This is a genomic window from Pseudomonas sp. S3_E10 (assembly GCF_054667615.1).
The window spans coordinates 4,609,302-4,620,790 of sequence record NZ_CP162743.1; the positions used below are offsets into that span (position 1 = coordinate 4,609,302).

6 protein-coding genes are annotated in these 11,489 nt (G+C 61.7%); 5 read left to right on the plus strand and 1 reads right to left on the minus strand.

Annotated elements, in window-relative coordinates:
* Positions 1–137 precede the first annotated feature (137 nt).
* Positions 138–4,925, plus strand: a complete 4,788-nt coding sequence (locus tag AB4N98_RS21185; protein ID WP_460148891.1) for an NEL-type E3 ubiquitin ligase domain-containing protein — start codon at positions 138–140, stop codon at positions 4,923–4,925.
* 9 nt (positions 4,926–4,934) lie between these two features.
* On the opposite strand, the gene mnmC is transcribed toward AB4N98_RS21185, so the two are convergent.
* Complete coding sequence (mnmC, locus tag AB4N98_RS21190; protein ID WP_017527719.1) at positions 4,935–6,917, minus strand: bifunctional tRNA (5-methylaminomethyl-2-thiouridine)(34)-methyltransferase MnmC2/FAD-dependent 5-carboxymethylaminomethyl-2-thiouridine(34) oxidoreductase MnmC1; 1,983 nt, start codon at positions 6,915–6,917, stop codon at positions 4,935–4,937.
* A gap of 141 nt (positions 6,918–7,058) precedes the next feature.
* Between mnmC and pap the strand changes: the two genes are divergently transcribed.
* From pap to AB4N98_RS21210, 4 genes are all read left to right on the plus strand, one after another.
* Complete coding sequence (gene pap, locus AB4N98_RS21195; protein ID WP_017527720.1) at positions 7,059–8,573, plus strand: polyphosphate:AMP phosphotransferase; 1,515 nt, start codon at positions 7,059–7,061, stop codon at positions 8,571–8,573.
* A gap of 107 nt (positions 8,574–8,680) precedes the next feature.
* The gene (locus AB4N98_RS21200; RefSeq protein ID WP_017527721.1) at positions 8,681–9,865 is read left to right on the plus strand and encodes a thiolase family protein; all 1,185 of its coding nucleotides are present in this window, start codon (positions 8,681–8,683) and stop codon (positions 9,863–9,865) included.
* Positions 9,866–10,336: 471 nt separating this feature from the next.
* Entirely contained in the window at positions 10,337–10,858 is a 522-nt protein-coding gene (locus AB4N98_RS21205) for a fimbrial protein (protein WP_065877765.1), read from the plus strand.
* Between the two features lie 165 nt (positions 10,859–11,023).
* Positions 11,024–11,470 carry a fimbrial protein gene (locus tag AB4N98_RS21210; protein WP_017527723.1) on the plus strand — a complete coding sequence of 149 codons (447 nt, stop codon included), beginning with the start codon at positions 11,024–11,026 and terminating at the stop codon, positions 11,468–11,470.
* The last annotated feature ends 19 nt before the right edge of the window (positions 11,471–11,489 follow it).

Consider the following 11,489-nt stretch of genomic DNA (forward strand, 5'->3'; position numbering starts at 1 on the left):
CCCACCTGTGTTGCGGTAGTTTTAGATCAATCGGTTATAAGCAGGCTGGCGGGCGCGTCGTTGTATTAATTATTACGGCCTTGATTGCGGCGTGAGGTGCCTAAGCTGACGCCTCATTTTTTCAAGGAGCACCCCCCATGGATCAGGACGTCAGTGTGTCGCAGGGTCTTCAGCCGATGACGACGCGTGAGTTATCGATGGCGTTATTGGAGCTCACCGGCGAGCTGGAAAAGGCCGAGGTCCTGCAACAGAACGTGCCCGACTGGTTGATGAACGCCGGTGGCACATTCCTGGAACAACTCAATGAGGCCGCAGACGAGGCGCTGTCCCTTCAGGAAGCCGTAAAAGTGCGCTTGAGTACCTTGGACGATGTCCAGGCTTTTTGCCGCAAACACCTGAAAGCCGCGCTGTCCAGCGAGTTTGGCGACGGCTTCGACGTGGATGAAGACCGTCTGTGGCTGCCACAGCGCGAGTGGTTCAACCTGGGGCCGCCGCTGTATCGGGATGTGCCCACGCCGGCGCGGTGGGTCAGCCACAGCTTGTTGGAAGCCGCGATGCAGAACTTCACCCAAGCGCAGGAAGGTGTCGGTGAGGACGGCATGCCGGCGGTGGCGATGTTGGCCACCCAGGCACCGGCAAAGCCCTCGCCGGCGGCTTTTGCCAAGTGCTGTCGCCGCTTGGACCTGGGTAAGCGCTATCAAGAACACCTGCTGCACGTGCTCACCCAGGGGCGGTCCGCCAACGATGACCAGGCGTTGTTCACACCGGTCGCGCGATCGATAAAACAGCTGAGAGTCGCCGTGTTGAAAATGGAGGTGCTGATTGCCTATCAGAAGCAGCACCTGTCCAAAGACGGCTACGACACGCTGCAGCTGTTCCTCGAAAAAGGCGCGACGCTGGCGTCAGGTGATGTGCTTTATAACGCTAAGCCGGTGAGCCTGCAGGGCCTGGAAATCCACGGCGCCTGCCTCTGGGGCGTGGTGGTGTTTTCCGCACGCTCGGTTGAACAATTCCCTACCGAAAAATGCATGGTTTACATGCCCGGCGAACCTTTTCGCCCGGTGTACGAGTACGCGGCATTCAGCCAATTCCAGCAGTACCTCAGCCTCAAATTGAAAACGAAGGCCTACCGGCAGACCTTCACCCGTTATATCGATGAGGCCAATCGGCTGGATTTTTTCAAGGCGCTGACGGACCAGGCCGAGTTGGGGGTTATCAAACAACGCCCGATGACCCATGACCTCAACAGGTTTTTCTTCGAGAGCCTGCTGGGCAAACTGCAAGTGGACAGTCGGACCCTGGCGGTGCCGACCGCCGATGTGGATGCCGAGCAACGGCAAAAACGTCTTGAGGGCTACTGGGAGGCCGGGCTCACCCTGGCCAACATCTGCGCGATGTTCATCCCCGTCATGGGCGAACTGATGATGGGGGTGACCCTGGGGCAGTTGCTCGGCGAGATCTTTTACGGTTATGAGGATTGGCAGGCCGGGGATAAGCGCAAAGCGTTTTCGCACCTGACCAATGTGCTGGCCAATGTCGCGCTGATGGCCGCGTTCGCAAAGGCCAGCTCCGCGCTCAAACTGCACCCGCAGCAAGACACGGCTGATTGGTTCGATGGCTTCGAAGCGGTCACCCGAGGGGGGTGGCGTCGGCTGTGGAAGCGCAACCTGCGTCGTTATCGCCAGCCGATAGACCTGTCTGACACGCCGGACAGCAACGGCCTCTACCAAATAGGCGACAAGACATTTGTGCGGTTGCAGGGGCATGCGCTGGAGGTGCGTTTCGATGAGCTGTCCGGGGGCTGGCGCTTGCAACCCCAGGCGGGTCACGACCTGTTTGCCCCGCCTGTGGAGCTCAACGGCGAAGGCGGCTGGCGTTACCGCGGCGAACGGCCGGCCGAATGGGATAACAGCCTGTATGTGCTGCGGCGTATAGCGCCTGATCTCAAAGCGCTCAGTGCGCTGCGGCTGGAAGCAGTCCAGGACATCACCCAGGCGCCGCTGCCGCGATTGCAAGCGTGGGCGCGGCAGAACCAACCCGTGTCCAGGCGCTTCAGAGACCAGGCCGAACGGTTCATCCTGGAGCAGCGCATTCGTGACTGTATCTGGCACCTGGTGAATGAGGGCCAGCCCACCGCCGAGAATCAACGGCTGTTGCTGCATGCGTTACCCATGCTGCCGGCATGGCCCAAGCACGTCTATTTCGAATTGTTCAACGACAACGGCGTGCATATCGCGAACTACCCGCAGGGGCTGCGCCTCACGCCCGAGCACACCGGTATTCGTCTGACCGAGCACTCATTGCGTGAAGACGGAGTACTGGGCTTGGCCCTCGATAAGCTGGATGAGCAAGCCACGGCACAGTTGCTCAAGGAGGCGCCCGCTAGCGGCACGCCCGCGCGTCGCCTGGCCCGGTCGGTAGCGGACTGGATGGAGAAAAACGCGGCGCTGTTTTTCGGCAAGCTGTATGAGACCTATGACCGGCCCAACGGGCCTTCGCAAACCCTGTTCAAGCAGCGATTTGCCCAATTGCCGGTGCGCGTCGCTCAGCGTCTGATTGATCGGGCCAGCAGCGTTGAGCGCCTGCGGGTTGTCAATGACCAGCGTATCCCCATGCGCCTGGCCCAGGAGGCTCGAGAAATGATGGAACAGATAGCGGCGGACCGGGCCTGTGCCGAATTATTCCTGCCCGCGCGGGGGTTATCCGAGAGCCGGCTCCAGGTGCTCCAGTTGCTCAAACGCATGCCCGGCTGGCCGGCGGATTTTGCCCTGGAAGTTCGCGACGGCAGTATCGGGGGGCCGTTGCTGGAGCAGGTGGGGCCGTCGGATGCCAAGGTCCGCCGGATTATCGCCAAGCAGGGCGAGCTGCATGAAGTCTTCGACGTCTCGGGGCGAATCTTGGGGCTTCCCACCTCCGGGCGCCAGAGTCTGTACGACGCGGCGCTGCGTGCGCTGCCCGCGGAACAATTGAACGCGCTGGGGTTGTCTGAGCGCGAGCGCTCCCATGGGTTCAAGCTACGCAACGAACTCTTTGAGCATGCCGTCAATGATCGTCCGGCGGTCATGGCGTTGTTGCGCGGCGAGTCTCTGGATAAAACTGAACCGCTTCCCGCGTGCGTCCAGGCCAGCCCGCCGGCCCCCCCAGTGCCTGCCGCTCACTCGCGGGCGTTGGTGCGTCGCACGCGCAGACTGTTTCCATTGTTTACCGAGACCCAGATCAACCATTTCCTGGATGAGCGAGGCGCCGACCACCTGGAGCGTGCCGAATCGATCAAGGCGCATGAGCAGCAGCTACACGTGTTGCGCGCCAGTTTGAAAAGCTGGACCCGCGCCACCCAAGGCATTACCGGCGAGCTGCACACCAGCCGCCTGCAAGTGGCCGGCCTGATCGAAGACGCCTGGCGCCGTCTGACCTTCGTCCCGGGGGAGGGGCGTGAAAGCGTCGCGGGCCTCAAGCTCGACGGCATGCGCGTCGGCGATCTGCCGTCGCTGCCTGGCGCGGTCAAGTTCGATCACCTGCGGCTGGTGTCACTCAACGATATGCAACTCGACGACAGCGTGGCGTACTTTCTCAAGGCATTTACCCACGTCGAATCATTGAGCCTTGAGCGCAACAACATTACCCGGCTGCCGGAAATCCTGGCGCACATGCCCGGGCTCAAACGTTTGCTGATGTCGTCCAACGCCCTGACGCTGTCTGAGTACACGCTGAAAAAACTCGCCGATATGCGCAACCTGATTGCCCTGGACTTGAGTGAAAACCGCCTCGGCGCAACGCCGGAGGTGGGCAAGATGCTGGATATGGTGCATCTCAAACTGCGTAATTGTGACCTCCGCGAACTCCCGGTGGGCTTGGGGCGGTTGCCCTTCCTGGACTTTGTGGATCTGCGCAACAACGCCATTCGACAACTGCCTGATTGGGTGTTTGCCGCACCACGGCGTATCGCCCAAACCATTAACCTGCGTTTCAACCCCTTGTCGTCGACCACGGTCGCGAGCCTCGACGCTTACCGTAGGCGAACCGGTATCGGCATGGGCTACCTGCACGACGATATCGCGGCGATGAATGAGTCGACCGCACGCGGTATCTGGATGCCGGAGTCCCCTGCCGCCCACAAAGCGATCTGGACCGATCTGAAAGACGACCAGCGTTCAGAGAGCCTGTTCGCGTTGTTATCCGAACTGGGTAACAGTGCTGACAGCGAATTTGTCAGAGAAGACATGCACAAGCGCGTATGGGAGGTGCTGGAAGCGGCGCATGACAACACCGAGCTGCGTAACGAGGTATTCAACCTGGCGGCCAACCCCTTCAACTGTACGGACTCGGCGGCCATCAACTTCAGCCATCTGGAAGTGGCGGTGCGGGTGCACAAGGCCGGCGTGGCGAGTGAGCGGGGCACTTCGACGGCGGCATTGCTGCGCGAGGGGCGTGGCCTGTTTCGGCTTGATGAGCTGGAAAAACTGGCCCATGAACACAGCCAGGCCGACCCCTCGGCGGATCCGGCGGAAGTCAGCCTGGCCTATCGCACCGGCCTTGTGGAATCGCTGGACTTGCCTGGGCAGCCGACGCATATGCGTTTTGCCGGGTTAAGCGGAGTAACGCGCGAGGACCTGGAAAAGGCTTCCATGCGAGTGCGCACGGCCGAACTTTCGCCGGCCTTCATGGACTCCCTCACCGGGCGCAAGTTCTGGCGTACCCATTTGCGTAAACGCTATCCCGGCCGGTTTGACTTGATGAACACGCCGTTTCACGAGGAGCAGGATGCGATCATGGAACGCGCTCACTCCATGGACGATGCGCAATTTCGGCGTGAGTTTGAAGCCATTGGCGATCGCAGGGAGGCCGCCGAACGCACGTTGTTCAGGGAGCTGACCCACGAGGAAATGAAAACCGTGGACATGGGCTGCCAAGCGCTCGTGGACTGAGCGACGCCGTTACTTTTGATTGCGCATCAGGCCGCGCACGGCAAACCGATTGGGGTGGCAGGCCTGTGCGACGCCGACGGGCACCGGCAGCGGTTCGTCGTTGAGCCACGCCGCGAGCAGCTCGCCGCACAGTGGCGCGGTGATCAGGCCGCGTGAGCCGTGGCCGCTGTTGATGTACAGGCCTTCGAGCCAGGGGCAGGGCGTTTGCGGGACCTGGCGTGCGTCCTTGCGCAATACGGCGTAGGCCTGGGCGAAGTCTTCGCTGTGGGCCAACGGGCCGACAATCGGCAAGTAATCCGGGCTGGTGCAGCGAAACGCGGCGCGCCCCTGGAGCTGCGTGGGGTCTGCCTGGTCGGCGGCCAGGCGTTCGAGCAAGTCGACCGAGATGTCGCGCAGCATCTGCAGGTTGCCGCTGTGCTCGCCGGCCGTGGGCGTCAGGTCATCGCTGGCGAAGTCAAAACTGGCGCCGAGGGTATGTTCGCCCAACCGTGCCGGCGCGATATAACCCTCGCCGCAGACCACTGTGGCCAGTGCCTGGCTGTCGGCGGTTTGCGGCAACCGGGTGATCTGGCCGCGAATGCGCTTGAGCGGCAACTGGGCGCTGAACGGGAAGCGCTTGATCTCGGCGGCGCCGGCCAACACCACCACCGGCGCGCTGGCCAGCAGAGTCTCGCCGTCGCGTGCCTGCCATTGCCCGTCGACCTGCTGCAAGGTGAGGGCCTCTTGATGCAGCAGCAACTGCACCCCCGGCTGCTGCGCTTGCCACTGGCACAGCGCGGGCGGATGCACCCAGCCACCCTGCGGAAAAAACAGCCCGCCGTGCGCCAGTTGCACACCGGCGCGGGCCTGGGCCTCGGCGCGGTCCAGGGTATGCAGCAGGTCAGGGGCAAAGGCCTGGGCCAATTGCGCCTGGCGCTCGCCTTCCTTGGCATTGAACGCCAGTTGCAGCACGCCGCAGGCCTGCCAGTCGACGTCTTGCTGCAAATGCTCGAGCAGGCGGCGTGTGTAGCCGAACCCGCTGACAATCAGTTGCGACAGTGCCGTGCCGTGGGCCGACAGCTTGAGGTACAACACCCCCTGCGGATTGCCCGAGGCTTCCTGGGCCAACGCCCCATGGCGTTCCAGCAGGCTGACGCGCCAGCCCCTGGCGGCCAGGCTGGCAGCGGTGGCGCAACCGGCCAGGCCGGCGCCGATGACCAGCGCGTGGCGCTCGCCCGTGTGCCGCGCCGGGCGGGCGAACCACGGCGCGCCGGCCGCTGGCGCAGGCAGTTGTTCGGGCCAGCCGATGAACTCACCGCGCAAAATTTCCCATTTATGGCCGATCCCCGGCGTGCGCTTCATTTTGAAGCCGGCGGCGTTGATCAGCCGCCTTACCCAACCCGTGCTGGTAAAGGTGCTGATGGTTGCGCCGGGCGCGGCCAACCGCGCCAGTTCGGCGAACAACTCGGCGGTCCACATGTCGGGGTTTTTCGCCGGCGCAAAGCCGTCGAGAAACCACGCGTCGACCTGGGCATCCAGCTGCGGCAGTTGCTCCAGGGCATCGCCGATCAACAGCGTCAGGGTCACGCGACCGCCGTCCAGCACTAAACGCTGGAAGCCTTGGTGGATGGCGACGTACTGGGCCAGCAACTGTTCGGCGAAGGGCTGCAGTTCCGGCCACAGGGCCAGTGCCCGTTGCAGATCGGCGTAACTCAGCGGGTACTTTTCCACGCTGACGAAATGCAGGTGCGCCCCGGCCACCGCCTGTTGCGCGAACAACTGCCAGGTACACAGGAAATTCAAGCCGGTGCCGAAGCCGGTCTCGCCAATCACCAACCGCCCGCCCACCGGCAGGGCGGCAAAGCGTTCCTGCAAACGGTTCTGTTCAAGGAACACATAGCGGGTTTCTTCAAGGCCCGACTTGTCGGAGAAGTACACGTCGTCGAACACCCGCGAGCGCGGGCGACCTTGGTCATCCCAGTCGAGCTGGGCGTGGGGCAATACGGGGTTCATGGGCGGCTCGGCAAAGGCAAGGCCGCCATTCTAGCTGATCAACAGGCAATCAATTGACCCATGGCAAGCATGCGTGGAATTTCCTCCCGCGTGTTGCTGCCCAATCCGCTAGTCTTGAGCCATCTTGAAACGGAGCTGCCCATGTTCGAATCCGCCGAAATCGGTCACGCCATCGACAAAGACACCTACGACGCCGAAGTGCCGGCCTTGCGCGAGGCCCTGCTGGAGGCGCAGTACGAGCTGCAACAGCAAAAGCGCTTCCCGGTGATCATCTTGATCAATGGCATCGAAGGCGCCGGCAAGGGCGAGACGGTCAAGCTGCTCAATGAATGGATGGACCCGCGCCTGATCGAAGTGCGCACCTTCGACCAGCAGACCGACGAAGAACTGGCCCGGCCACCCGCCTGGCGCTACTGGCGCCAGTTGCCTGCCAAAGGCCGCATGGGCATCTTTTTCGGCAACTGGTACAGCCAGATGCTGCAAGGCCGGGTGCATGGGCAAATCAAGGACGCGCGGCTCGACCAGGCCATCGCCGGCGCCGAGCGCCTGGAAAAAATGTTTTGCGATGAAGGCGCGCTGATCTTCAAATTCTGGTTCCACCTTTCCAAGAAGCAAATGAAGGCGCGACTCAAAGCCCTGGCCGACGACCCGCTGCACAGTTGGCGCATCAGCCCATTGGATTGGCAACAATCGCAGACCTACGACAAGTTCGTGCACTTCGGCGAGCGCGTGCTGCGCCGCACCAGCCGTGATTACGCGCCGTGGCATGTGATCGAAGGGGTGGACAGCAATTATCGCGGGCTCACCGTGGGCAAACTGCTGCTGGAAGGCATGCAGAATGCCCTGAAGCAGCCCAAGGGCAAGGCCAGCGGCATGAACCCGGCGCCGCTGATCGCCGCCGTGGACAAGAAGGGCCTGCTCGACAGCCTCGACATGACCCTGCGCCTGGACAAGGACGACTACGAAGAACAGCTGATCACCGAGCAGGCGCGGCTCTCTGGCCTGATGCGCGACAAGCGCATGCGCAAACACGCGTTGATTACGGTGTTCGAAGGTAACGATGCGGCCGGCAAGGGCGGCGCGATCCGTCGCGTGGCGGCGGCGCTGGACCCGCGCCAGTACCACATCGTACCGATTGCCGCGCCGAGCGAAGACGAGCGCGCCCAACCCTACCTGTGGCGGTTCTGGCAGAAAATCCCGGCGCGGGGCATGTTCACGGTGTTCGACCGCTCCTGGTACGGCCGCGTGCTGGTGGAGCGCATCGAAGGCTTTTGCACACCGGCGGACTGGATGCGCGCCTATGGCGAGATCAATGACTTTGAAGAGCAACTGCGCGATGCGGGCGTGATCGTGGTCAAGTTCTGGCTGGCCATCGATAAAGACACCCAACTGGAACGCTTCCAGGCCCGTGAAGAAATCCCCTTCAAACGCTTCAAGATCACCGAAGACGACTGGCGCAACCGCGACAAATGGGACGCCTACCGCACCGCCGTGGGCGACATGGTCGATCGCACCAGCACCGAAGTCTCGCCCTGGACCTTGGTGGAAGCCAACGACAAGCGCTGGGCGCGGGTCAAGGTGTTGCGCACCATCAACCAGGCGCTGGAGGAGGCGTTCGCCGAAACCGATAAGCGCGACAAGAAGAAAAAGAAATAACCTCACCGTCATGCTTTCGCATCCATGGGGTGAATGATCGTCGCGGTCGGGCAGGCCTGGATCTATCCTCGATCCATCTCCCAACAACCACAAGATCGAGGTAGCCCATGCGTGAAGTAGTGATCGTCGACAGTGTGCGAACCGGCCTGGCCAAGTCTTTTCGCGGCAAGTTCAACCAGACCCGTCCGGACGACATGGCGGCCCATTGCGTCAACGCGCTGCTGACCCGCAATGGCATCGACCCGGCCACGGTAGAAGACTGCATCGTCGGCGCCGGTTCCAATGAAGGCGCCCAGGGCTACAACATCGGGCGCAACGTGGCGGTGCTGTCGCAACTGGGCACCGGCACGGCAGGCATGACCCTCAACCGCTTTTGTTCCTCGGGCTTGCAGGCGATTGCGATTGCCGCCAACCAGATCGCCTCCGGCTGCAGCGATATCATCGTCGCCGGGGGCGTCGAGTCCATCAGCCTGACCATGAAAAGCGTCAACACCGACAACCTGATCAACCCACTGCTCAAGGCGCAGGTGCCGGGTATTTATTTCCCCATGGGCCAGACCGCCGAAATCGTCGCGCGCCGCTATAACGTCAGCCGCGAGGAACAGGATCTGTACGCCCTGCAGAGCCAGCAACGTACCGCCCAGGCCCAGGCGGACGGGTTGTTCAATGATGAAATCGTACCCATGAAGGTCACCTACAAGGTCGAGGACAAGGCCACCGGCGAGGTGCAGCTACTGGAAGGCGTGGTGGACCGCGACGACTGCAACCGACCCGACACCACCCTGGCCAGCCTGCAGGGCTTGAAACCGGTGTTCGCCGAAGATGGCTCGGTGACGGCGGGCAATTCCTCGCAGCTGTCCGACGGCGCTTCGATGACCCTGGTGATGAGCCTGGAAAAAGCCCTGGCGCTGGGGCTCAAGCCCAAGGCGTTCTTCCGCGGCTTTACCGTCGCGGGTTGCGAGCCGGACGAGATGGGCATCGGCCCGGTGTTCTCGGTGCCCAAGTTGCTCAAGGCGCGCGGCTTGCAGGTGGCGGACATCGATGTGTGGGAGCTCAACGAAGCGTTCGCCTCCCAATGCCTCTACGCCCGCAATCGCCTGGAAATCGATAACGCCAAGTACAACGTCAACGGTGGTTCGATCGCCATCGGCCATCCGTTCGGCATGACCGGCTCGCGGCAAGTCGGGCATCTGGTGCGCGAGTTGCAACGGCGCAACCTGCGTTACGGCATCGTCACCATGTGCGTGGGCGGTGGCATGGGCGCGACAGGGTTGTTCGAGGCGGTGCGCTAGCGCAGTGATGCCCTGCGGCATCCGATAACCATTGAAAGGGGGAGCTTGCTCCCCCTTTTCTTTACCTTCAAATAATCAATAAGCCATTAATGGGTCGATGTTTAACACGGTTGGACTTTCAAGTTTATCTCGTTTGGTTCTGACAGTTTTTGCTGGTGAGTAGGTGCGTTAACTAACGCCAATGTAGTCCGCTTCCTTCAGATCAACTTATTATTTATGTAGGACGCCATAAGTTTCCTATTTGTCGTGATGGACTTTGCCTACGCAATCATCTGATGTTGATGGGTTGTTTATCCAAGTGTGGAGTGGGAACTTGCATGCCGTTGATTGGCGGCCCGAAAGCACAATAAAAAGTTGCCAGGGCCAATACGGTCGCCCGATCAAACGCATTGTTTAAACCGCTGATTAGTAAGCGCCTTGCACGTCCGTGGCGGCGCTTTTTAATGACACTTGATAAGTAGGAAACTGTGAATGAAAACGATATTGAACGTTGCGCTGTTGTCTGCCGGTGTGTTGGCCGGTTCGTTGTCCGTTGCGCAAGCGTCTCAAGGGACGGTGACGTTTTTGGGCTCGGTTCATTCGGGGGCGTGTTCCATCAAGCCTGAATCCGTTGATCAAACCGTTAACTTGGGCGCCATTGCAAAGCACCAACTGCAAACCGGTGGCAAGTCCGAGGCCCGGCCTGTGCTGATCGAACTGCAAGGGTGCGATTTGGCCGACCTGACCGATAACACGGTGACCACCACGTTCACCGGGGCACCGTCGGCCGTAGTACCGGGCGCTATCGGCACCGTGGGGGGCGCCGGCGGCATCGGCATCATGATGACCCACGGCGGCAGCGCGGTGAAATTGGGGGTGCCTACTGCCCCGCAGCCAATCAGCGCCGGTGATAACACCCTGCAGTTCGGTGCCTATGTGCAAGGCGTCGCCACGGGGGACATCGTTCCCGGTGACTTCAGCGCGGTGGCCAATTTCACCTTGGCCTATCAGTAAGTTGCGCCCCCGCCACTGCAGGTGGCGGGGGCACGCTGGCGGGAGGTCCACGTGAATATATCCATACATATCCCTATCGCCTTTTCAGTGACGTTGCTCCTTGGCCCTTGCGTTTTTGCGCAGTCATCTTCCCAGGGCGAGGGGGTCGTCACGTTAGGCGGCGAGGTGGTTGATTCGGCCTGCGGGCTGGAGCTGAGCAGCCTCGATCAAACCGTCGAGATGCCTGCGGAACCGGTGGGGCGGCTGCTGCGAAACACGCGGGGTGAAACGCATCCCTTCCAGTTGCGCCTGGTCAATTGCACGTTGAGTCGGCCGGACCCTTCGCGCCCCGGGGGAACCTTGCCGGATTGGCAGCACATGCGAGTGACGTTTGACGGCCCGACCGATCGAAGCGGGCGCTCATTCGCGGTCTTCGGCGGTTCACAGGGCGTTGCCCTGCATATCGTCGATTCCGCCGGCGAGGAAAGCGTGCCGGGTGAGCGCATGGCGCCCAGGCCATTGAGTGAAGGCAGCATGACTCTTGACTACACGCTCAGTTTGATCGGCAACGGATTGCCACTGATCGTTGGCCCCCACAGTGCCGCCGTGCGGTTCAAGTTGGAATACTTTTGAACAGTGATGGATTGCTTGC

Coding starts and splice junctions, on each gene's coding strand:
- AB4N98_RS21185 (WP_460148891.1), top strand. CDS start 138: ATGGATCAGGACGTCAGTGTGTCGCAGGGTCTTCAGCCGATGACGACG.
- mnmC (WP_017527719.1), bottom strand. CDS start 6,917: ATGAACCCCGTATTGCCCCACGCCCAGCTCGACTGGGATGACCAAGGT.
- pap (WP_017527720.1), top strand. CDS start 7,059: ATGTTCGAATCCGCCGAAATCGGTCACGCCATCGACAAAGACACCTAC.
- AB4N98_RS21200 (WP_017527721.1), top strand. CDS start 8,681: ATGCGTGAAGTAGTGATCGTCGACAGTGTGCGAACCGGCCTGGCCAAG.
- AB4N98_RS21205 (WP_065877765.1), top strand. CDS start 10,337: ATGAAAACGATATTGAACGTTGCGCTGTTGTCTGCCGGTGTGTTGGCC.